Origin of the sequence: Rhodopseudomonas palustris, assembly GCF_007005445.1 — a bacterium.
In the GTDB taxonomy this organism is placed as follows: domain Bacteria; phylum Pseudomonadota; class Alphaproteobacteria; order Rhizobiales; family Xanthobacteraceae; genus Rhodopseudomonas; species Rhodopseudomonas palustris_G.
This window is the reverse complement of the sequence record NZ_CP041387.1, coordinates 4,702,623-4,724,671: the sequence shown is the minus strand read 5'-3', so window position 1 is coordinate 4,724,671 and position 22,049 is coordinate 4,702,623. Positions and strand designations below refer to the sequence as shown.

Here is a 22,049-nt window from a genome sequence, read left to right as displayed (position 1 = left end):
GTCGCGACACCGCCGCTTTTCGTGCCGATACCCATCGGGCCGAGACTGATCGGCGGATCGTCAGCGACGCGGGGGGATGGAATGATCAATCGGCGCACGATGGTTGGAGCGGCGGCCTGTCTGGCCGGCGTCTCGATGATCGGCCGCCGCGCGTCAACGGCCACCGAACCCGGCGATGCGATCGCTGCCAGATTTGCCGAGCTGGAAGCCCGCAGCGGCGGGCGGCTCGGCGTTTGTGTGCTCGACAGCTCGAATGGCCGGATGATCGGTCATCGTCTCGATGAGCGGTTTCCAATGTGCAGTACCTTCAAGGTGCTGGCCGCCGGTCTGGTGCTGGCACGGGTCGACCGCAAGCAGGAAAGCCTCGACCGCCGGGTTAGCTACACCAAGTCGGACCTCGTCACCTATTCGCCGGCGACCGAGACGCGCGTCGAGGGCGGCATGACGATCGCCGAGCTGTGCGAGGCGGCGATCACGCTGAGCGACAACACCGCCGGCAATCTGCTGCTGGGGAGCTTCGGCGGTCCGGCCGGGCTCACCGCGTTCGCGCGCTCGCTCGGCGACCAGACCACGCGGCTCGACCGCATCGAGACCGAGCTGAACGAGGCGCTGCCGGGCGATGCGCGCGACACCACCTCGCCGCGGGCGATCGCACAGGATCTGCACGCGCTGGCGCTCGGCGATGCGCTGACGCCCTCCTCGCGCGCCCTCCTGGTCGGCTGGATGAAAGCCAACACCACCGGGGGCGCACGGATTCGCGCCGGCGTGCCGTCCGGCTGGAGCGTCGCGGACAAGACCGGCACCGGCGAGCGTGGCACCGCCAACGACATCGCCGTGCTGTGGCCGCCGCAGCGCGCGCCGCTGATCGTCACCGTGTATCTCACCGGCGCGACGGTGTCGCGCGACCAGCAGAACAGGCTGATCGCCGCGGCCGGCGCCGAAGCGACGGCCGGTTGAGTCCGCATCGTCGCGCTTTGCCGGCGCTGAGGCCGTGGTGGTGCGGCCAATCCTTAACGATGCTTTAACCCGAAACAGTGTGGAGTGGAGCCGTCGAATTCCCGACGGCATGGAGTGCACGATGGGCGACATCCTCAGTGCAATCGCCACCGGCTACAGCCAGGCGGGGCTGCTCAATCCGTCGAGGACGCCGTACAAGAACGTCGATCCGGAAGCCTACAAAGGCACCTGGAGCGGCACCTATTCGAACACCAAGAAGTTCGCCATCACGGTGTCGAACGTCGAGGGCTTCCGCGCCCAGGTGAAGTATCAGAGCGAAGGCACGATCAAGTACCAGAGCGTGCTGATCAAGGACAACTCGTTCCGGATCGGCGATACCAAGTTCACCCTCGGCAGCAACGGCAGCGCCTCGATCCGCACCGCAGTCACCGATCCTGTGACCAATCAGGTCAGCCTGGTTCAGGGCACCGCCAAGCGTAGCTGAGCCGCGCGCGGTCGCCGCCGACAAAGAGCCCGGGCCAAACAAAAACCCCGCCGAAGCCGGCGGGGTTCGTCGTTATCAAGCCTGGGCGCGCTTGGCGCTCAGTGCGCGGCTTCCAGCGCCGCCTGTTCCTGGCGCGCGATGGTGCCCTTGACGGCGCTCTGCACCTTCTCGAACGCCCGCACTTCGATCTGGCGCACCCGCTCGCGCGACACGCCGAACTCGGCGGCGAGGTCTTCCAGCGTCATCGGCTCGTCGGCGAGGCGGCGGGCCTCGAAGATCCGCCGTTCGCGCGGGTTGAGCACCTGGATCGCGCCGTTGAGCGCGGCCCGGCGCTGGTCGAGCTCTTCGTGCTCGGCAAGCACCGCTTCCTGGCTCGGCGATTGATCGACCAGCCAGTCCTGCCATTCGCCCGGCTCGCCGTCGTCGCGGATCGGCGCGTTGAGCGAGGCGTCGCCGCCGAGGCGGCGGTTCATGTCGACGACGTCCTGCTCGGTGACGCCGAGCCGGCTGGCGATCAGCTTGACGTGATCGGGATGCAGATCGCCTTCGTCGAGCGCCGAGATCTTGCTCTTCGCCTTGCGCAGGTTGAAGAACAACTTCTTCTGGTTCGCGGTGGTGCCCATCTTCACGAGCGACCACGAACGCAGGATGTACTCTTGAATCGACGCCTTGATCCACCACATCGCGTAGGTGGCGAGGCGGAAGCCCTTCTCGGGCTCGAACCGTTTCACCGCCTGCATCAGGCCGACATTGCCTTCCGAGACGACCTCGGAGATCGGCAGGCCGTAGCCGCGGTAGCCCATCGCGATCTTGGCGACGAGGCGAAGGTGGCTGGTGACGAGTTGATGCGCGGCGTCGCGATCACCATGTTCGCGCCAGCGCTTGGCGAGCATGTACTCTTGCTCGGGCTCGAGCATCGGAAACTTGCGGATTTCCGCAAGGTAACGAGCGAGACCGGATTCCCCGTTAAGGACCGGGAGCGTAGCAGCACGGGCCATTCAGCGCCCTCCAATTGGGTTTCAGGCCCCCGATAGCGGGCGGCCAGGCAGGCGGATCGCTGTGTCAAAGCCGACCGGCCTGCGATGTTCCGCGTCGGGCCATCCCAACGCACCTGCAATATACAATACGTTGGTCGCGCAAGTTTAGTTACGGTCTTGTCACGTCGTTGTTACGCCGCAACAACTCGGTGAAATGATTTACGTTTTCTGACTTCGCCGCGTCATTCCGTCGCGATCAGCGCAGCCTGAAGATGGGCCAGATCGGCCGGCAGGGGCGATTCCCAGGTCAGGATTTCGCCGGTCGAGGGGTGCTCCAGTGTCAGCAGATAGGCGTGCAGCGCCTGCCGCCCAAGCTCCGCCAGTGCGGCGCGCGGCGCCGGGGCGAGCTGGTTCGCCTTGGTCTTGAAGTGCGGCCCATAGACGTCGTCGCCCAGCAGGGGGTGGCCGATATGGGCGAGGTGGACCCGGATCTGGTGGGTTCGTCCGGTCTCGAGCTGGCAGGCGATCAGCGCCGCGACCGGCTTGCCGTCCTTGCCGGCAAAGCTCTCCAATACCTCCCAATGGGTGATCGCCTCGCGGCCGCCCTGGCGCACCGCCATTTTCTCGCGCGCGTGCGGGTGGCGGTCGATCGGGGCGTCGATGGTGCCGTATTTGCGGCCCGGCCCCCCCCAGACGAAGGCGAAATAGCCGCGGCGCAGTTCCCCGGTGCGGCCGTGATCGGCGAATTGCGCGCTCAAGGATTGATGCGCCCGATCATTCTTTGCCACCACCATCAGCCCGGTGGTGTCCTTGTCGAGCCGGTGCACGATCCCGGGCCGCCGCACCCCGCCGATCCCGGACAGCGACGCCCCGCAATGCGCGATCAGGGCGTTGACCAGGGTTCCGGTCTCGTGCCCCGCGGCCGGGTGCACCACCAGCCCGCGCGGCTTGTTCAGCACGATGATGTCGGCGTCCTCGTAGGCGATGTCGAGCGCGATCGCCTCGCCGGCCGGCTCCGCCGGCGCCGGCGGCGGCACGTCGATTGTGATCGTCTCGCCCGGGGAGGCGTGATAAGCGGGGTCGCGGACCGGGTTGCCGGCGATCGCCACCCGGCCGTCGAGGATCAGCGCTTTCAGCCGCGACCGCGACAGCTCGGGGCAGCGCGCCGCCAGCACGCGGTCGAGCCGCGCCGAGCCCTCGTCGCCGGCGACCGTCACTTCCACCAGAGTCTGCGCCGAATCGTTCAATTTCGAGCCTTCCCAAAACGCCTTGCCAAGAGCCCTGCATGACCGACACCGCCACGCCCGAACCCACCCCCGAGCAGGCCGCGCTGTTTGCGCGGGTGCGGCGGATGATGCTGATCGCGGGCCTGACCACCACGCTGGCGGTCGCCGCGGTGTTGATCGCCATCGGCTATAAGCTTTTCCGCGCCGAGGGAAGCGCGCCGGCCGCCACCGAGCACACCCTGCGGCTGCCGAAGGGCGCCCGCGTGGTCTCCACCGCCTCGGCCGGCGACTATGTGGTCGTCACCCTCGACATCGGCGGCGCCACCGAACTGCGCACCTTCGAGGCCAAAACCCTGAAACCCACCGGCCGCCTGACCTTCGCGAGCGAGCCGTAGGCGGCGGGGGGGGGGCGTCGTTCGGGCACCGTTCGATTGGTGAGCCGACCGCTGCCCCATCAAAGCCGTCATGGCCGGGCTTGACCCGGCCATCCACGCCCACCCGCACCGCCGCAGACATGGATGCCCGGCACAAGGCCGGGCATGACGCCAGAAATTGCCCGCCCCCGATCTTGCGGCGGCGCGGTTTCGCGGCTATTGGTTCGGCCCTCACGCTCCCTTCGTCTAGCGGTTAGGACGCGGCCCTCTCAAGGCTGAAACAGGGGTTCGATTCCCCTAGGGAGCGCCATTTTGATTGACGTATTTTTGCCGACTTGTTCGTCGAGGGGCGAATTGAATCATAGGCTGGATCTCTCATTGTCCAGCCACCTACGTAGGGCAGCGGTTCGTTCTCGAACTCTCTCTTCTTTCTGCATTGCCCAAACCATAGGATACATCGAGCCGCCTTCTACTTCAGCGGCATGAAAGCTCGCGTCGGCGTCAGCAAAAACCTCCCAAGCTTTCTGAGCCGCGTCAAACTTAGAAGCGTCGCTCTGTTCCATCGGGCGTATTGACGCTAGCAGCTCCTCCAGTTCTCGCATCGCTAGTTCAAGCCTTTCGCCGGCGGTGATATTCATCGTCATCTGACTTCGTGGAACGGGACCTGTGGTTTCGCCGACAAATATCCAATCAGTTGCGGAGATGAAATCCTTAGTCGCTGTGAGAAACTCGGGAATTTCTTCAATCGAATAAGGGCGCTCTTGGGCCATCTCGTGAACTAAAATGTGGCGCACTTCGAAGATGCGTTTGATGGCCTTGAGTACAAGCTCGGCATTGCCAAGTATTGGCGGCGGGAGGCAGGATAGTTCGTGATCCTCGATCCAAAGTTCACGCGAATGAGGCAATTTCTCCCTGAATTTCGGGCATAGCGAATCACAAATGGAAAGGATGTGATCCAAGCTTGAGATCGGGATGGAATGGGAAACGATATCGCCCACGGATACGCGGCGGCCCTGCAAGCTCTTGAACATCACGAAGTCTAGTTTTGTGCCTCGCGTAAGAGACTCCGCCCGATCCAGATATTTTGGATCGGAGTCGATTAGATCTCGAACAGTCTCGCGAATGTAAACTTCCAGAATAGTAGCTAGTCTGATCGGGATGAAATCAGCCAGCTCTTGGGTTTGGGCTCCACATGTCCAGCTTTTAATGAGGTTGTCGACCTTCCACCCCAAGTCTGCGCCAAGCTTCGACTTCCCTTGCCGCTTTTTCAAATCCAGTATTTCATCCACAATGCTGCGCTTCGTCATCATTCGGAGCTCTCAAAAATGTTCTGAGCGGGCTGCATTCGTCGAAACGCCGTGTCTACTATATTTCGTTCAATCTCCCCAGGAGCCATGCTTTGAATCAGCAGGGTTATACTCGTACGGGGGCGTATGAGAATCTCGTTGCCACCGCGCGTCTGACGAGCGGTGCGGCAATTCGTTCTCGATGTTCGACGCATATATAGCCGCGAACTAAGCGCGCCTCGCCATCATCAGCTCAGCCTCCCGCTCGATCCCCTCCGCCACCACCACCGCCTCACCCGCCGCGACCGGCCGTGAAAACACGTAGCCCTGCACGAAATCGCAGTCGAACGCGGTGAGCAGGTCGACTTCGGCGGCGAGTTCGGCGCCTTCAGCCACCACGCTCATGCCGAGGCCGTGCGCCAGCGCGATGATGCCGCCGAGCAGTTTGCGCTTTTCGGGCACGGTCGCGATGCCGTCGACGAAGGTGCGGTCGATCTTCAGGCGATTGAACGGCAGGCGCGTCAGATAGCCGAGCGACGAATAGCCGGAGCCGAAATCATCGAGCGCGAGCTGGATGCCGAGCTTCGACAGCGCCGCGAGCGTGGTGCTGACTTTCTGCTTGGTATGATCGACGAACAGGTTTTCGGTCAGCTCCAGGCACAGCAGCTCGGGCGGCAGGCCGGTGTCGCCCAGCACCGTGGCCACCACCTTCTCGAAATCGCCGTTCCAGATCTGCGCCGGCGACACGTTCACCGAAATGGTCCTGGCCGGCAGTCCGGCGTCGAGCCAGCCGCGCATCTGCTTGCAGGCATCGCGCAGCACCCAATGGCCGAGATCGACGATCAGACCGGTGGTTTCGGCGATCGGAATGAACTCCGCCGGTGAAATCGGTCCGCGCTCGGGATGGCTCCACCGCAGCAGCGCTTCGAAACCGATGACCCGGCCGGTCTTCAGATCGATCTGGGGCTGGTAATGCGTTTCGAGGCCGCCGCTGTCGACGGCGTGGCGCAGGCGCCGGCCGAGGTCGAGCCGCTGGTCGACCGCCTCGGCGTAGATCGGTTCGAACAGCAGCGCCCGGCCGCGTCCGGCTTCTTTGGCCATGTAGAGCGCAAGGTCCGCGTTGCGCGAGGCCTTCTCGGCGGTTGCGCCGTGCTCCGGCAAGATGGCGATGCCGATGGTGGCGCCGATGCAGGCTTCGCCTTCGGCAAGCTCGACCGGGATCGACAGTTTCGCGATCAACCGATCGGCAAGGGCGGTCGTTGCTTCGGCAGACGTCGTTGGACTGTTGGTCAGTACCGCGAATTCGTCGCCGCCGATCCGGGCGATGAAGGCTTGCGGATCCAGCTCCTGCCGCAACACGCCCGCCACATGAATCAGCAAGGCGTCGCCGGTGGAATGGCCGAGGGAATCGTTGACCTCCTTGAATCGGTCGAGGTCTATCAGCAGCAGCGCGTTCTGTTCGCTTTCCGAAATGGGCTTCTCGAACAGATCCACGAGTTGGCGCTTGAACAGCGCCCGATTGGCGAGTCCGGTCAGAGGATCGGTATAAGCGAGCTGCTCCAGCCGCCGCTCGGCCTCCTTGCGCTCTGTGACGTCTTGAGCGGTGCCGATCAGGCCGGTGATCTTGCCGTTGGAGGTCTCGGCCTTGCAGATGATCGCCAGATCGCGCGGCGCGCCGTCGGTGTGCAGGACACGGATGTCCGTGGCTTCGGTCTTGCTGCTGCGCAGAACCCGCTTCTGGATCTTCAGTAACCGTTCGGCATCGTCGTCCAGAAAGTAAGCCTTCGTGCCGTCGTAGGTCGGCTCGAACGCATCAGGCTCCAAGCCGAGCAGTTGATAGAGCTCGGGCGACCAGACGGTTCGGCCGGTGTCCAGCCGATGATACCAGGTCCCAATCTTGCCGAGCCGATGAGCCTCTTCCAGAGCCCCCGTACGCTGGTCGAGCAAGGTTCGAGCAGCCTCGAGCTGGGTGATATCGCTCGCGGTGCCGCGATAGCCGAGGAATCTCCCGTCATCGGCAAAGATCGGCTTGCCGCTGGTGCAGATACTGACACGCGATCCATCGTTTCCAATCGATGTGTAGACAAAGTCACGGAAAGGGCGATGAGCTTCCATGTCCGCCCTGTGCGAGGCCATGGAGTCTTCTTCTTCGGGTGCGTAAGACAGCTCCCATCGCGCCCTTCCGCCGGACGCGACGGATTGCAGGGCTGCATTGCCATCGACTGATTTCGGATAAGGAAGCAGCCGGTGGTCGGGCCCGCTTTCCCAACACCAGTCCGAAGCGGTGCTGACGAAATCCGCCAGACGCTGTTCGCTCTCGGCGAGTTGCCGGAGAGCAGACGTTTCCGGCGTGACGTCCCGGACCACGCCGAACACCCGCTGGACCTGCCCGTTCGAATCGAATTCCGGTTCGCCGTGCACCACGCAATCAAGCGGACTGCCATCAGGCTTCGGAAGTTTCGTCTCCACCGCAAAGGGCCGCCCCTCTGCCCAGCATGCGGCGTAATGGGCCTGCAGAACATCGCGGCTTTCGGTCAGGTCACGTTCACGCATCGCCGCAATCGGAACGGACCCATCGGGCGTTTGGAAGTCGTAGAGGGAGGCGAATTCGGGCGACATCCAGAAGTCGGTCTCGGCGGCGCTGTGCGACTCCCAATACGCGACGCGAGCCATCCGCATCGCCCGGCGCAGCGACCACTCCTGATGCCACCCCCGCGGTTCTCGTGGGTATGGCTGCCGCAATGACGCTCCACGAACGGCCATCTTCCCCACCAAACACCAATCCACACCACGTAAAATGGTAACATGAAGCGGTTGGGTAGCAGAGCGGCAAGTTTCCACGGGATCGGAGCGCGCTGGATCGTGGTATAATTTGCGTGAACCTGAACCGAAACCGGATGGGGCCGCGTCCTGACGAAATCAGAATGCCGCCTCCGATTTCGCCACGTTCGAGTGTGCTTGGCCGGATCGCCCTGGGTCGCGTACTTCACAAAGCCCCCAGCAAATCCTCCCGCAGATCCTCGTAGTCCTCCAGCCCCACCGAGATTCGGATCAGCCCGTCGGTGAATCCGTGCCGGGCGCGTTCGGCTGGATCGTAGGTCGCATGCGTCATGCTGGCGGGATGCTGAATCAGCGTCTCGGCGTCGCCGAGACTCACCGCGCGGGTCGCGAGCTTCACCTTGTCCATGAAGCTGCGGCCGGCTGCTAATCCACCTGTGAGTTCCAGCGCGATCATGCCGCCGGGCTGGCGCATCTGCTGCTGCGCGAGCTTGCGCTGCGGATGACTGTCGAGGCCGGGGTAGTACACCGCGGTGACGGCGGGATGCGCCTCGAGGTCGTGCGCGAGCTTTGCGGCGGTGGCGCTGTGGCGGTCCATGCGGAGGTTCAGAGTCTTCAAGCCGCGCAGGATCAGGAAGGCGTCGAACGCCGAGATGCAGGCGCCGTTCAGCTCCTTGATGCCGACAAAGCGGAGCTGATCGATGATCTCCTTCTGCCCCACCACCGCGCCGGCCAGCAGATCGCCGTGGCCACCGAGATATTTGGTCGCCGAATGGGTGACCAGATCGGCGCCGAGGTCGAGCGGGCGTTGCAGATACGGCGTGCAATAGGTGTTGTCGACGACCAGGCGGATTCCGGCGCGCCGGCAGATCTCCGCGCAGGCGGCGATGTCGACCAGCCGCATGTTCGGATTGGTCGGAGTCTCGGTGAACACCAGCCGGGTGTTGGGCGCGAGCGCGGCCTGCAGGTTGGCGGGCTCGGTCAGGTCCGCGAACGTCACCTGAATGCCGAACCGCGGCAGGTGATGCTCGAACAGCCCGAAGGTGCAGCCATACAGCATCTGGTCGGCGACGATATGGTCGCCGGCCTGCAGCAGCGTCCAGATCAGCGCCGTCAGGGCGCCGACGCCAGACGACGTGGCGAGCGCGGCCTCGCCGCCCTCCAGCGCCGCCAGCCGGCTTTCCAGCACCGCCACGGTCGGATTGCCGACCCGCGAATACACAAAACCTTCGGCCTCGCCGGCGAACCGTGCGGCACCCTCGGCAGCGCTGGCGAAGGCGTAGGTCGAGGTGAGGAACAACGGCGGGTTCAGTGCGCCGTGATGCGCGAGCGGGTCGTAGCCGTGGTGGATCGCGGTGGTGGCAAAGCCGGGCGGGCGCGTGGGTTCGGTCATGGCGGGCTCCTTTGCGCGCAGTATGGCCCGAAACCCGCCGTCGAACTTGCCAATCATGCCACTTCAGGCGTAGCAATTGGCAATCTTCATCACTTTGCTGCGCAACATATGCAGAATTCTGCCAAGATTGCCTTGGACGCGATCGACCTCAAGATCCTCGCCGAGCTGCAGGCCGACGCCCGGATTCCCAACATCGTGCTGGCCGAGAGGGTCGGGCTGTCGCCGTCGCCGTGTTCGCGGCGGGTCAAGCTGCTGGAGCAGGCCGGCGTGCTGGCGAGCTACCGCGCGCTGGTCGACCGTGCCGCGGTCGGGCTGGCGGTCACGGCGTTCGCCTTCATTCGGGTCGAGCGGCATTCCCGCGACAATGCCGAGAGCTTTATTGCGGCGGTGCAGACCATGCCGGAGGTGATCGCCTGCCATCTGGTGTCCGGCGACAGCGACTTCCTGCTCGAAGTGGTGGTGCCGGATATCGCCAGCTACGAGGCCACCGTGCTGCGCGGCCTCCTGGCGCTGCCGACGGTGCGTGACATCCGCACCTCGTTTGCGATGCGCAGCTACAAGCTCAGCGGCCCGCTGCCGCTGCCGGCGGTCTGATCACGCCGGCAGATGCTGCCGCACCCAGCGCACGATCTGCTGTGCCGGCATCGCACCCGAGGTGCGGGCACGCTCGCGGCCGTTCTCGAACAGGATCATGGTCGGGATGCCCTGGATGCCGAGCCGGGCGGCGATCTGCTGCTCGTTGTCGGAGTTCAGCTTGATCAGGCGAACGTTCGGCTCCAGCTCGCGCGCCGCCTGCTCGTAGGCCGGCGCCATCGCCCGGCACGGGCCGCACCACGGCGCCCAGACATCGACCAGCACCGGCACGCTGCTGCGCGATACCTGCTTGTCGAACAGTTCGCCGCTGACGTCGGCCGGGTGGCCTTCGAACAGTTTGGCGCCGCATTTGCCGCATTTGCCGTCGAGCGCCGGGCGCTGCTCCGGCAGCCGGTTGACGCCGCCGCAATGCGTACACACCACCAGATGATCGGACATGATCGGAGCCTCCTCGCCGACAGATGTAGTGGTCGTCTGCGTCATTGCGAGGAGGCGAAGCCGACGAAGCAATCCGGCTCGGCGTGCGCGGCTGCTGGATTGCTTCGCTGCGCTCGCAATGAGGGGCGAGGCGTCGCTACGGCACCAGCACCGCCACACCGAGCAGTTCGCCGGCGCGGAGCTTGGTCAGAACCGCGTTGGCCTCACGCAGCGGAAAGGCGTGAGTCTCGGTCCTGATGCCGGCGCGTGCTGCGACGGCAAGAAAATCGACACCGTCCTGCCGGGTCAGATTGGCGACCGAGACGAGCTGGCGCTCCTCCCACAGCAGATCGTACGGAAAGCTCGGGATGTCGCTCATATGGATGCCGGCGCAGACCACGCGGCCGCCTTTGCGCACCGCTTTCAATGCGGCCGGCACCAAGCTGCCGACCGGGGCGTAGATGAGGGCGGCGTCGAGCGGCTGCGGTGGTAATTCCTCCGAGGCGCCGGCCCATGCCGCCCCTAAGCTGCGGGCGAAATCCTGCGCGGCGACATCGCCGCCGCGGGTGAAGGCGTAAACCTGCCGACCCTGCCAGCGCGCCACCTGTGCCACGATGTGCCCGGCGGCGCCGAAGCCGTAGATGCCAAGCCGCTCCGCCGGTCCGGCGATCACCAGCGAGCGCCAGCCGATCAGCCCGGCGCACAACAGCGGCGCGATCGCGACGTCGTCGCCCTGTTCGCCGAGCGGAAATGCGTAGCGCGCGTCGGCGATGGCGTGGCTCGCGAAGCCGCCGTCGCGAGTGTAGCCGGTGAACAGCGGCGCGTCGCACAGGTTTTCCATGCCGCTGAGGCAGTAGCGGCACACCCCGCAGGTGTGACCGAGCCAGGGAATGCCGACGCGGTCGCCGATCCGGTGGGTCGTGACGCCGGCGCCGACCGCTGCGACGCGGCCGACGATCTCGTGGCCCGGGATGATCGGATAGCGGATGTTGGGCAGTTCGCCGTCGACGACGTGCAGATCGGTGCGGCAAACGCCGCAGGCGCTCACCGTCACCAGCACTTCGCCGTCGCCCGGGTGCGGGGTGTCGCGCTGCTGCCATTGCAGCGGCGTGCCCGGCGCCGTCAGCACCATCGCATCCATCACGGGCCTCCCGGGTCGGAGATCGGATGCGTTCGGTTATATTGCGCTTGCGGGGATCGATCAAAGCGGAGCGGGGTCAGCTCCGCTCGCGTGCCACCCAGTTTTCGCCCTGCTTGCGGTATTGCTTCTTCACCGCGGCCCAGGCGACGCGATGTGCGGTGGCTTCCTGCTCGTCCGGCCCGCGGTCCTGGTATTCGGCGAAGGCGTTGTTGAAGGCCGCGATGTAGATCTCCTGCGCATGCAGCGGCAGCCGCACCTGCAACCCCGGCGGAAGATCGTCGGTGGATCCATAAGGCACGCGCGCCCTCCCTCGCGGCGCTGCTGCGGCGCCACCGATGTCACGCTCGCACCCGATTGCGGCAAGCTCGCGTCGTGTGGGATGACGTTGACGCCGGTCAATCGGTCCGCCGTTGCTCTCTCCTAGACTGCCCGCAGCCCGGCCGGTCAGGCTTGGCCAAGAGCAAGCAGAGGAGATGGCGATGACGTCTCCAGCTTCGGGAATCCCGCCGCCGCTGAACGGGCGATCGTTCGCGGTGCTGCGCGAGCTGATGGTCGAGCGCCAGATCGTTGCGCGCGGCGTGCATGATCCGCGGGTGCTCGCCGCGATGCGCAAGGTGCCGCGCGAAGCCTTCCTGCCCGAACCGATGCGCGATCTGGCGTACGAAGACGCTCCGGTGCCGATCGCCGGCGAGCAGACGATGTCGCAGCCCTACATCGTGGCTCTGATGATGGAAGCGCTGCTGCTGCAGGGCGGCGACAATGTGCTCGAGATCGGTACCGGCTCCGGCTACGCCGCTGCGGTGCTGGGCGAGATCGCCGGACACGTCGCCACGGTCGAGCGCATCGCCACGCTGGCGGATACTGCGGCGGCCAAGCTTGCCGAACTCGGCTACGTTGATGTCCACGTGCATCAGGGCGACGGCACCCGCGGCTGGCCGCCGGACGCCCCCTACGACGCCATCGTGGTCGCAGCCGGCGGACCGCAGGTGCCGGACTCACTGAAGGCGCAACTGAAGATCGGCGGCCGTCTGGTGATGCCGGTCGGAGCCGATCAGCACGCCCAGCAACTGGTACGGCTGACGCGGCTCGGCGAGGCCGACTTCAAGCGCGACCATCTCGGCGACGTCCGCTTCGTGCCGCTGCTCGGCGCCGAAGGCTGGCAGCGGGTCGAGCCCGCCGACAAAACGGCACGCGACAACGGATGACCACCACTGCGGAAGATCAGCATTGCCCGATCTTCATCGGTCTGGAACAAAGGCGGTGCTAAAGTTCGAAGATCGGCCGTCGGCGATCGTCACGGCCCCCTCACGACCAGTTCGAATCAAATCCAACAACAGGCAGCCGGGGAGCGCGACATGATCAAGGATCTCATCGTCAATCTTGAACGTAGCAAGGAGCGCCAGCAGATCACCGAGATTGCGATCGGCCTCGCCCGGATGTTCGACGCCCATGTGGCCGGCTGCTGCTTCGCCTATGATTCGCTGCCGAGCTTCACCATGCCGGACTTCCCGTCCGATGTGCTCAGCAAGATGTTGGCGGCGAGCGAAGAAGCGGCGGCCGCGGCGGTCGCGCAGTTCGAAGCCGCGTGCAAGCGCGAGGGCGTGTCCGCCGAGCATCATCTGCTCGAGACCGCCTACGGCACCTCGGGACGTTTCCCGAAGATGGCGCGACGGTTCGATCTGTCGGTGATCATGCAGTCCGACGCGGAGAACGGCGACAACGACATCCTGATCGAGCAGGTGCTGTTCGACTCGGGGCGTCCGCTGCTGATCCTGCCCTACATCCAGAAGAACCCGATCAAGCTCGACCGCGTAATCTGCGGCTGGGACGGCAGCCGCGCCGCGACCCGCGCCATCAACGACGCCAAGCCGTTCCTGCGCCGCGCCGGCCAGGTCGAACTGGTGATCGTGCGCGACCACAAGGTACGCGACCCCAACGAGCTGCGCGGCATCGAGATCGCCAATCATCTGGCGCGGCACGACGTCAAGGTCGACATCAAGACCATCACGGCGCCGGACATCGGCGTCGCCGCCACCATCCTGTCGCACGCCGCTGACACCTCCACCGATCTTCTGGTGATGGGTGGTTACGGCCACTCCCGCCTGCGCGAATTCGTGCTCGGCGGCGTCACCCGCGAGATGCTGGCCTCGATGACCGTCCCGGTGCTGATGTCGCATTGAGACTGAAACAAGAGCCCTCGCTCTCCGCGTCGTTGCGAGGAGCACTCGGATCGGCGCGTTCCGCGCCGTCCGAGCACAGGCTCCGCGACGAAGCCATTCAAGTCACCGTCATTCCGGGGCGCGCGTGGCGCGAACCCGGAATCCCGAGATTGTTGCGCACCAGGCCGTTTCCACGACGTCGAGATTCCGGGTTCGCGCAGCTTCGCTGCGCGCCCCGGAATGACCGCTTGGACCGCTCCGTCGCTGCTCGCCTCGCAATCACTGAGTGTGCGTGGCGAAGTAACCTACACACACTTTCGAATGTAGGGCCGATTGATCTCCCACAGCTCGTCGAGGATCTTCTCCGCCGCGACTGCCGAGTTGATCACCGGGTCGATCAGCAGCGCCTGCAGCGCCAGCTCTTTGGACGCGTGCACTGCGGCTTCGACGGCGAGTTGCTGGACGCTGGCCTGCATCAGCATCAGCTTGGCGATCGGGTCGGGCAGCGGGCCGAGCGACACCGGGTGCACGCCGGCCGCGTCCACCGTCACCGGGACTTCGACGGCGAGCTCCGCCGGCAGGTTGGGGATCACGCCGCGATTGAGCACGATGCCGGATTCGATGAAGCGCTTCTGGTCGTGCAGCATCGCGGCGATCACCGCCGCGCCGCGTTCGCCGGACGGCTCGGTCCACCATTGCGGGATCGGCATGGTGCCGCCCAGCACGCCGTCGAGCTGATTTAGAAATTCGCCGCGCCAGCGTTCGTCCTGGTCGAAATCGTAGCCGTTCTCGCCGGCTTCCCAGCCGTATGGCAGATACTCGCCGAGATGATCGTCGCTGCAGGTCAGCCAGTAGCCGAAGGCGCGATACAGCCGCCGCGTGAACCGCCAGGCATCCGGATCGAAGCTCTGCTCGGCGGCGCGAAACCGCGGATACAGGTCCTCGCCGGTGTCGCGATGGCGGATCTGCATCAGGCACTGGAAGTGATTGAGCCCGGCGCCCCAGACTTCGATCTCTTCGCGTGGCATCTGCATGATGTAGGCGATCGCGTCGCGGCCCATGAAGATGCCGTGGCACAGCCCGATGTGGCGCACCTTGGTGTAGCGGCCGAGCGCCAGAATGATCCGGCTCTCCGGATTGGAGTAGTTGAGGAACAGCGCGTTGGGGCACAGCTCCTCGATGTCGCGGATGAAGTCGAACACCAGCGGCAGCGTGCGCAGCGTGAAGAACAATCCGCCGGGGCCACCGTTCTCGCCGAGGGTGTGACGGATGCCGTGCTTCTTCGGCACCTCGAAATCCTGCTTCCAGAGCCGGTTGCGATCGATCGCAGTGGCGTTGATGACGAAGCCGGCGCCATCCAGCGCGGCGCGGCGGTCGGTGGTGTGTTCGATCACCAGTCCGGCGCCGGATCGCGCATTCAGGAGTTTTGCCAGCTCCGTCATTCGGCCGAGCGTTGCGGGATTGCGTCCGACCAGCGTCAGCGTCGAACCGGCCAGCACCGGCGATGCGAACAGGTCACGAAACATGCTGAGACCGAACGACGCACTGGAAGCGCCGAGGAAGACGATCTTGGTGGTCCTGGGCATCTGCATCGACTCCACCGGCAGGCGAGTTGCACGCGTTCGACGGGGGCATCAGGGCCGGCGCAACGCACGATGCTTCGTCGGCGCGGGGTGGTGGTCGACGCGACCGACTCGCAGTCAACCGCAACGGTGCGGCGGCGGTCTTGACGCCGATCAACGGCGTCGGCAAACCGCCACGCCAAACTCAATGTCCCGCCCCGCCTTTCGGCACTCCTCACAGCATCAAACCGGAGCGCGCCCCACGATGGCCGACATCGTCACCCTCACGCCCAATCCTGCGATCGACCTGTCGACGTCGGTCGAGCGTCTGGTGCCGAGCCGCAAGCTGCGCTGCGCCGCGCAAAAGCGCGATCCCGGCGGGGGCGGCATCAACGTCGCGCGGGTGGTGAGGCGGTTCGGCGGTGACGTCGAGGCGATCTTCCCGGCCGGCGGCTTCACCGGCAAGCTGCTCAAGCTGCTGCTCGACGAGGAGAGCGTCCCGAGCCGCATCGTCGAAGCGGTGGCGGAGACGCGCGAGGATTTCTCGGTCAGCGAAAACGCCACCGGCGAACAATACCGCTTCGTGCTGCCCGGCCTGCCGCTCGCCGAGCACGAATGGCGCGGCATGCTCGACACCTTGGCGGCGACCTCGCCGGCGCCGAAGATCGTGATCGGCAGCGGCAGCCTGCCGCCGGGCGTCCCGGTCGATTTCTACGCGCAGGCCGCCGCGGTGGCGAAGCAGCTCGGCGCCAAATTCTTCCTCGACACGTCCGGCAAGCCGCTGACCGCGGCGCTTGCCCAGGGCGTCACGCTGATCAAGCCGAACCTGCGCGAGATGCAGGAACTCGCCGGCCGCCCGCTGGGCTGCGAGAAGGAATGGGTCGACGCCGCGCGGGCGCATATCAGCGCCGGTCAGGTCGAGATCGTGGCACTGTCGCTCGGCCATCTCGGCGCGCTGCTGGTCACCAAGGACCAGGCACTGCGATCGCCGGCACTGCCGGTGACCCCGGTGTCGACGGTCGGGGCCGGTGACAGTTTCCTCGGCGCGATTGCGTATCGGCTGGCCCAAGGCGGCTCGATTGCGGATGCGTTCCGGCTCGGCCTTGCGGCAGGCTCGGCCACTCTGACGGTCCACGGCACGCAATTGTGCGGCCCGGATGAGGTCGAGCGGCTTTACGCCCAGGTGATCATCGAGCCGATCTGACGAAGCGCGAGGCCCCGCGCGGGTTTTGCCGCGCGGCACAGGAACTGTTCGCGGAACCCTTGGTTGACGTGCGCTAGGGCTGGCGGCGCGTTGCCAGGGAGTTCGCATGTCCCAAGACGAGTCCCGACTTCACGACACCGACATCCCCGATCGCCCCGACCGCACGGTTGCGTATGACGGCCCGGCCGGCGGCTGGGGCTCGCTGCAGGGGATCAGCCGGATCTTCGGCAAGGAGTGGAGTTCGCCGGCCGCGATCGAAACCCTGATGCGCCAGAACAAGCCGAAAGGCTTCATGTGCGTGTCGTGCTCCTGGGCCAAACCTGCCGACTATCATACCTTCGAATTCTGCGAGAACGGCGCCAAGGCGACGCTGTGGGAGCTGACCAGCGCACGCTGCACGCCGGAGTTTTTCGCCGAGCACAGCGTCACCGAGCTGCGCGGCTGGTCCGACTACGACCTCGAAATGCAGGGCCGGCTCACCCACCCGATGCGCTACGACGCCGCGACCGATCACTACGTGGCGTGCGAGTGGGACGAGGCGTTTCAGGCGATCGGAGAGCATCTGCGCTCGCTCGATCCGAAATCGGTGGTGTTCTACGCCTCCGGCCGGGCCAGCCTCGAGACGTCGTATCTCTACGCGCTGTTCGCGCGGCTGTACGGCACCAACAACCTGCCCGACAGCTCCAACATGTGCCACGAGACCACCTCGGTGGCGCTGAAAAAGCTGCTCGGCGTCGGCGTGGGCACGGTGGTGTTCGACGATCTGTCGAACTGCGATGCGATGTTCTTCTTCGGCCAGAACACCGGCTCGAACAGCCCGCGTTTTCTGCATCCGCTGCAGGAGGCGGCCAAGCGCGGCGTCGAGATCGTGACCTTCAATCCGGTGCGCGAAAAGGGCCTCGAAAGCTTCGTCAATCCGCAGAATCCGGCCGAGATGCTGACGGGACGCGAGACCCGCATCAGCAGCCAGTATCACCAGGTCAAGGCCGGTGGCGATGTCGCGGTGCTGATCGGGCTGTGCAAGCACGTGTTCGCGCGCGACGACGAGGCCAAGCGCGAGGGCCGCCGCGTGCTCGACGTCGATTTCATCGAAGCGCACACCCATGGGCTCGACGAATTCGAGACCAAGGTGCGCGCCACCTCGTGGGAGGAGATCGAGCGCGAGTCCGGTCTCAGCCGCGCGGCGATCGCAGCGGCCGGCGACGTCTATGTGAAGGCCGATCGGGTGATCGGCATCTACGGCATGGGGCTGACCCAGCACGCCCACGGCTTCCTCAACGTGGCGATGTTCGTCAATCTGCTGCTGCTGAAGGGCAACATCGGCCGCGACGGAACCGGAATCTCGCCGGTGCGCGGTCATTCCAACGTGCAGGGCCAGCGCACCGTCGGCATTTCCGAAAAGCCTGAGCTGGTGCCGCTGGACAAGATGGCCGAGCAGTTCGGTTTCACGCCGCCGCGCGACAAGGGCATGAACACGGTCGAAGCCTGCCACGGCATTCTGGAGGGCAAGGTCGGCGCGTTCATCGGCCTCGGCGGCAACTTCGTCCGCGCCATCCCCGAGCGCGACGCGATGGAAGCCGCCTGGACGCGGATGCAGCTCACCGTGCAGATCGCCACCAAGCTGAATCGCAGCCATCTCATCAACGGCAAGTCCGCCTACCTGCTGCCCTGCCTCGGCCGCACCGAACAGGACGTCCAGGCCAACGGCCCGCAGGCCGTGACGATGGAAGATACCTTCAGCCACATCCAGGGCTCGATCGGGCTGCGCAAGCCCGCGAGCGAACATCTCAAGTCGGAGCTTGCGATCGTCGCCGGCATCGCCAAGGCGACGCTGCCGGGCAACCCGAAGCTGAAATGGGACGACTGGGTCGGCGACTATGGCCTCGTCCGCGACCTGATCGAGGAGAGCTACCCGGAGATGTTCGGCGACTTCAACGCGCGGATGTTCACGCCCGGCGGTTTCTACAAGGGCAACGCGGCGCGCGAGCGGATCTGGAAGACCGAGAGCGGCAAGGCGGAGTTTACCACGCCGGACCGGCTGAATTCGATCGGCTTCGACGATGCGCCCGGCCGCTACCGGCTGATCACGATGCGCTCCAACGACCAGTTCAACACCACGGTCTACGGCATGAGCGACCGGCTGCGCGGCATCGAGGGTCGCCGTGACGTGCTGTTGATCAACCCGGACGAGATGGCGAGGGCCGGTCTGACCGAAGGCCAGACGGTTTGGCTCGAAGGTGACGCCGGCGATGGCGTGCATCGCGAGGCCGGGCCGCTTGTCGTGACGCCGTTCAAGCTGCCTGACGGCTGCTTAGGGGCCTATTATCCGGAGATGAACCCGCTGATCCCGGTGTGGCACCATGACGGTCCGTCAAAGACTCCGGCGGCGAAATCGGTGCCGGTGCGGATCAGGATCTGAGGCGGCATTCCGGCTTGATCCACGTCATCGCCTGTTCACGCCGTTCGATTAAGCCGCGGCAGGTGCGTCGTCGCACGCGCGTCATCCTGCCGGCTCGCGGATTGCTGCGATCGAATGATCGGGTTGCGTCTTCGCACGGCGGGGTGGCATTGCAAGCCTTGCACGCGTCGGCCACTATGTGGCGCTGCGACATCGCCGTCGTCTTGCGCAAGACATCGTCGTGCACAGTGGGAATGGCCGGCTTCCGGCCGCTGGAATGAGAGGCCGCATGAGTCAAGGTGTCACCGCTCCGTTCGCCCGTCATGCGATGGCTTACGTGCTGGCGGGAGGACGCGGCAGCCGGCTGATGGAGCTGACCGACTGGCGCGCCAAACCGGCGGTGTATTTCGGCGGCAAGTCCCGCATCATCGATTTCGCGCTGTCGAATGCGCTGAACTCCGGCATCCGCCGCATCGCAGTGGCGACGCAGTATAAGGCTCACAGCCTGATTAGGCATCTGCAGCGCGGCTGGAACTTCTTCCGCCCGGAGCGCAATGAGAGCTTCGACATTCTGCCGGCGAGCCAGCGCGTCTCGGAAGAGATGTGGTACCGGGGCACGGCCGACGCCGTCTACCAGAACATCGACATCATCGAGAGCTACGATCCGAAATTTATCGTCCTGCTCGCGGGCGATCACGTCTACAAGATGGACTACGAGAAGATGCTGCAGCAGCACGTCGAGCAGGGTGCCGACGTCACGGTCGGCTGCCTCGAAGTGCCGCGGGCTGAAGCCACCGCGTTCGGCGTGATGCATATCGACGAGAGCGATCGCATCATGTCGTTCCTGGAAAAGCCGGCCGATCCGCCGGCGATGCCCGGCAAGGCCGACAAGTCACTGGTCAGCATGGGCATCTACGTCTTCGAGACGAAATTTCTGCTCGACGAGCTGCGCCGCGACGCCGCCGATCCGAATTCGACGCACGATTTCGGCAAGGACATCATCCCCTACATCGTCAAGCACGGCAAAGCGGTGGCGCATCACTTCGACAAGTCGTGCCGCCGGTCGAGCTCCGAAGCGATCAGCTATTGGCGTGACGTCGGCACGGTCGATGCCTATTGGGCCGCCAATATCGATCTCACCGACATCGTGCCGGAGCTCGACCTCTACGACCGCGAATGGCCGATCTGGACCTATGGCGAGATCACGCCGCCGGCGAAATTCGTCCACGACAAGGAAGGCCGCCGCGGCGAAGCGGTGTCGTCGCTGGTGTCCGGCGGCTGCATCATCTCGGGTGCATCATTGCGACATTCGCTGCTGTTCACCGGCGTCCGCGTGCACTCGTTCTCGCATGTCGAGAACACCGTGGTGCTGCCTTACGCCGACATCGGCCGCTCGTGCCGGCTGAAGAACGTGGTGATCGATGCCGAGGTCAAGCTGCCGGTCGGTCTGGTGGTCGGTGAAGATCCGGAGCTCGATGCCAAGCGGTTCAGGCGCACCGAAAACGGCATCTGTCTGATTACCCGCGCGATGATCGAGAAGCTCGACGCATGACCACACTGGCGGTTCTCTCTGTTGCGTCGGAACTGTTTCCGCTGATTAAGACCGGCGGGCTCGCCGATGTGGCGGGCGCGTTGCCGGCCGCCCTGCGGGCCAACGACATCGCCGTCACCTCGCTGCTGCCGGGCTATCCGGCGGTGCTCGGCGGTATCGAGGATCCGCAGCAGGTCCATAGCTTCAACGAATTGTTCGGCGGCACCGCACGGCTGCTGGCGGCGCGCTGCGGCGATCTCGATCTGTTCGTGCTCGACGCGCCGCATCTCTATGTCCGGCCCGGAAATCCCTATGTCGGCCCGGACGGCAAGGATTGGCCCGACAACGGCCTGCGTTTTGCGGCGCTGGCGCAGGTCGGCGCCGCGATCGGCCAGGGCCTATTGCCGCACTACAAGCCGGACGTCCTGCATGCCCATGATTGGCAGACCGGTCTGTTGCCGGCCTATCTGAAATACAGCGGCCGGCCGGGACCGAAGACCGTCTTCACCATCCACAATCTGGCGTTCCAGGGGCGGTTTCCCTACGAGCTGCTCGCCAGGCTGGGCCTGCCGGAGCGCGCCTTCGGGCTCGACGGCATCGAGTATTACGGCGGCATCGGCTATCTCAAGGCCGGCCTGCAGCTTGCCGACCGCATCACCACCGTGTCGCCGACCTACGCGGCCGAGATCCAGGGTTCGGAAGCCGGCATGGGCCTCGACGGCCTGTTGCGGCTGCGCTCGAACCGGCTGTCCGGCATCCTCAACGGTGTCGACACCGACGTCTGGAATCCGGCCAACGATGCGTTGATCTCGGCCACTTACGACGTCGAAAGCATCGCAGCCCGCACCCGCAACAAAAAGGTGCTGCAAGCGCGGTTCGGTCTCAAGCCCGAGCCGGGCGCGCTGCTGTACGGCGTGATCAGCCGGCTGTCGTGGCAGAAGGGGCTCGACCTGTTGCTCGAAGCCCTGCCGCAATTGATCGGCGGTGGTGCCCAGCTCGCCCTGCTCGGCTCCGGCGATGCCGAGCTCGAGCAGGCCTACGCGGCCGCCGCCCGGAAATATCCCGGCCAGGTCGGCGCGGTGATCGGCTATGACGAAGGGCTGGCGCATCAGGTCCAGGCCGGTGCCGACGCGCTGCTGGTGCCGTCGCGGTTTGAACCCTGCGGCCTGACGCAGCTCTGCGCCTTGCGCTATGGCGCGGTGCCGGTGGTGGCGCGGGTCGGCGGTCTCGCCGACACGGTGGTCGACGCCAACGAGATGGCGACCGCCACCGGCGTCGCGACCGGCGTCCAGTTCGCACCGGTGACGACCGACGCGCTGATCAAGGCGTTCGGCAAAACCCGCGCGCTGTTCGCCGACGTCGTCGCCTGGCGCAATCTGCAGATCAACGGCATGACCACCGACGTGTCGTGGAAGAACCCGGCGCAGCACTACGCAAAGCTGTATCGCGATCTGGTGGCGGAGCGCTGAGCCGCTCTTCTCTTTTCTCGCAAAGCAACTGTCTTGATCGCGATCGCTGCTCGTGACAGCGATGTCGCATGACGATCCCGCCAAGGGACGCAAGGCGAC

The 22,049-nt window shown here is 65.4% G+C and carries 19 protein-coding genes and 1 tRNA gene; 11 read left to right on the top strand and 9 right to left on the bottom strand.

Annotation, left to right across the window (positions count from 1 at the left end):
* The first annotated feature begins 99 nt into the window (after positions 1-99).
* Positions 100-957, top strand: coding sequence for a class A beta-lactamase (bla, locus tag FLL57_RS21815; RefSeq protein ID WP_433962623.1), 858 nt, complete (start codon positions 100-102; stop codon positions 955-957).
* Positions 958-1,078: 121 nt separating this feature from the next.
* Positions 1,079-1,441, top strand: a complete 363-nt coding sequence (locus tag FLL57_RS21810) for a hypothetical protein (protein ID WP_013500040.1) — start codon at positions 1,079-1,081, stop codon at positions 1,439-1,441.
* A 98-nt stretch (positions 1,442-1,539) separates the two neighbouring features.
* On the opposite strand, the gene rpoH is transcribed toward FLL57_RS21810, so the two are convergent.
* Together rpoH and FLL57_RS21800 are read right to left on the bottom strand one after the other, a co-directional pair.
* Positions 1,540-2,439, bottom strand: coding sequence for an RNA polymerase sigma factor RpoH (gene rpoH, locus FLL57_RS21805; protein WP_013500041.1), 900 nt, complete (start codon positions 2,437-2,439; stop codon positions 1,540-1,542).
* A gap of 221 nt (positions 2,440-2,660) precedes the next feature.
* Positions 2,661-3,665 carry an RluA family pseudouridine synthase gene (locus tag FLL57_RS21800; protein WP_235677180.1) on the bottom strand — a complete coding sequence of 335 codons (1,005 nt, stop codon included), beginning with the start codon at positions 3,663-3,665 and terminating at the stop codon, positions 2,661-2,663.
* Positions 3,666-3,703: 38 nt separating this feature from the next.
* Here FLL57_RS21800 and FLL57_RS21795 point away from each other — a divergent pair, with 38 nt between their 5' ends.
* Both FLL57_RS21795 and FLL57_RS21790 read left to right on the top strand, forming a co-directional pair.
* The gene (locus tag FLL57_RS21795; RefSeq protein ID WP_142883995.1) at positions 3,704-4,039 is read left to right on the top strand and encodes a hypothetical protein; all 336 of its coding nucleotides are present in this window, start codon (positions 3,704-3,706) and stop codon (positions 4,037-4,039) included.
* Positions 4,040-4,253: 214 nt separating this feature from the next.
* A tRNA-Glu gene (locus FLL57_RS21790) sits at positions 4,254-4,328 on the top strand.
* A gap of 49 nt (positions 4,329-4,377) precedes the next feature.
* Here the strand turns inward: FLL57_RS21790 and FLL57_RS23575 are convergent.
* The 3 genes from FLL57_RS23575 to megL all read right to left on the bottom strand — a co-directional run bounded on the left by FLL57_RS23575 (position 4,378) and on the right by megL (position 9,475).
* Complete coding sequence (locus tag FLL57_RS23575; protein ID WP_142883994.1) at positions 4,378-5,328, bottom strand: lysozyme inhibitor LprI family protein; 951 nt, start codon at positions 5,326-5,328, stop codon at positions 4,378-4,380.
* Between the two features lie 204 nt (positions 5,329-5,532).
* Positions 5,533-7,977: a sensor domain-containing protein gene (locus FLL57_RS21780; protein WP_235677179.1), complete on the bottom strand. Its 2,445-nt coding sequence runs from the start codon at positions 7,975-7,977 to the stop codon at positions 5,533-5,535.
* Positions 7,978-8,290: 313 nt separating this feature from the next.
* Positions 8,291-9,475 (bottom strand): methionine gamma-lyase, encoded by a 1,185-nt coding sequence (megL, locus tag FLL57_RS21775; protein ID WP_013500052.1) that lies wholly within the window; start codon positions 9,473-9,475, stop codon positions 8,291-8,293.
* Between the two features lie 108 nt (positions 9,476-9,583).
* Here megL and FLL57_RS21770 point away from each other — a divergent pair, with 108 nt between their 5' ends.
* Positions 9,584-10,069, top strand: a complete 486-nt coding sequence (locus FLL57_RS21770; RefSeq protein WP_013500053.1) for an Lrp/AsnC family transcriptional regulator — start codon at positions 9,584-9,586, stop codon at positions 10,067-10,069.
* Here the strand turns inward: FLL57_RS21770 and trxC are convergent, their stop codons facing one another.
* The 3 genes from trxC to FLL57_RS21755 all read right to left on the bottom strand — a co-directional run bounded on the left by trxC (position 10,070) and on the right by FLL57_RS21755 (position 11,925).
* A complete protein-coding gene (trxC, locus tag FLL57_RS21765) occupies positions 10,070-10,507 on the bottom strand; it encodes a thioredoxin TrxC (protein WP_142883992.1) in 438 nt (145 codons plus the stop codon). It lies immediately after the preceding gene.
* A gap of 136 nt (positions 10,508-10,643) precedes the next feature.
* Positions 10,644-11,627: a zinc-dependent alcohol dehydrogenase family protein gene (locus FLL57_RS21760; RefSeq protein WP_142883991.1), complete on the bottom strand. Its 984-nt coding sequence runs from the start codon at positions 11,625-11,627 to the stop codon at positions 10,644-10,646.
* A 76-nt stretch (positions 11,628-11,703) separates the two neighbouring features.
* A complete protein-coding gene (locus tag FLL57_RS21755; RefSeq protein WP_047308573.1) occupies positions 11,704-11,925 on the bottom strand; it encodes a ChaB family protein in 222 nt (73 codons plus the stop codon).
* Between the two features lie 181 nt (positions 11,926-12,106).
* Here FLL57_RS21755 and FLL57_RS21750 point away from each other — a divergent pair, with 181 nt between their 5' ends.
* Entirely contained in the window at positions 12,107-12,832 is a 726-nt protein-coding gene (locus tag FLL57_RS21750) for a protein-L-isoaspartate(D-aspartate) O-methyltransferase (RefSeq protein ID WP_142883990.1), read from the top strand.
* Between the two features lie 150 nt (positions 12,833-12,982).
* Positions 12,983-13,807, top strand: a complete 825-nt coding sequence (locus tag FLL57_RS21745; RefSeq protein WP_142883989.1) for a universal stress protein — start codon at positions 12,983-12,985, stop codon at positions 13,805-13,807.
* 284 nt (positions 13,808-14,091) lie between these two features.
* Here the strand turns inward: FLL57_RS21745 and FLL57_RS21740 are convergent, their stop codons facing one another.
* A complete protein-coding gene (locus tag FLL57_RS21740) occupies positions 14,092-15,372 on the bottom strand; it encodes an alpha-glucosidase/alpha-galactosidase (RefSeq protein WP_142883988.1) in 1,281 nt (426 codons plus the stop codon).
* Between the two features lie 241 nt (positions 15,373-15,613).
* Here FLL57_RS21740 and FLL57_RS21735 point away from each other — a divergent pair, with 241 nt between their 5' ends.
* The 4 genes from FLL57_RS21735 (at position 15,614) to glgA (ending at position 21,950) form a co-directional block, all read left to right on the top strand.
* Positions 15,614-16,552 (top strand): 1-phosphofructokinase, encoded by a 939-nt coding sequence (locus tag FLL57_RS21735; protein ID WP_013500060.1) that lies wholly within the window; start codon positions 15,614-15,616, stop codon positions 16,550-16,552.
* 106 nt (positions 16,553-16,658) lie between these two features.
* Complete coding sequence (locus FLL57_RS21730) at positions 16,659-18,971, top strand: FdhF/YdeP family oxidoreductase (RefSeq protein WP_142883987.1); 2,313 nt, start codon at positions 16,659-16,661, stop codon at positions 18,969-18,971.
* A 268-nt stretch (positions 18,972-19,239) separates the two neighbouring features.
* Positions 19,240-20,502, top strand: coding sequence for a glucose-1-phosphate adenylyltransferase (gene glgC, locus FLL57_RS21725; protein ID WP_107353943.1), 1,263 nt, complete (start codon positions 19,240-19,242; stop codon positions 20,500-20,502).
* Positions 20,499-21,950, top strand: coding sequence for a glycogen synthase GlgA (glgA, locus tag FLL57_RS21720; RefSeq protein WP_142883986.1), 1,452 nt, complete (start codon positions 20,499-20,501; stop codon positions 21,948-21,950). The genes glgC and glgA overlap by 4 nt, the downstream gene beginning before the upstream one ends.
* Positions 21,951-22,049: the final 99 nt, after the last annotated feature.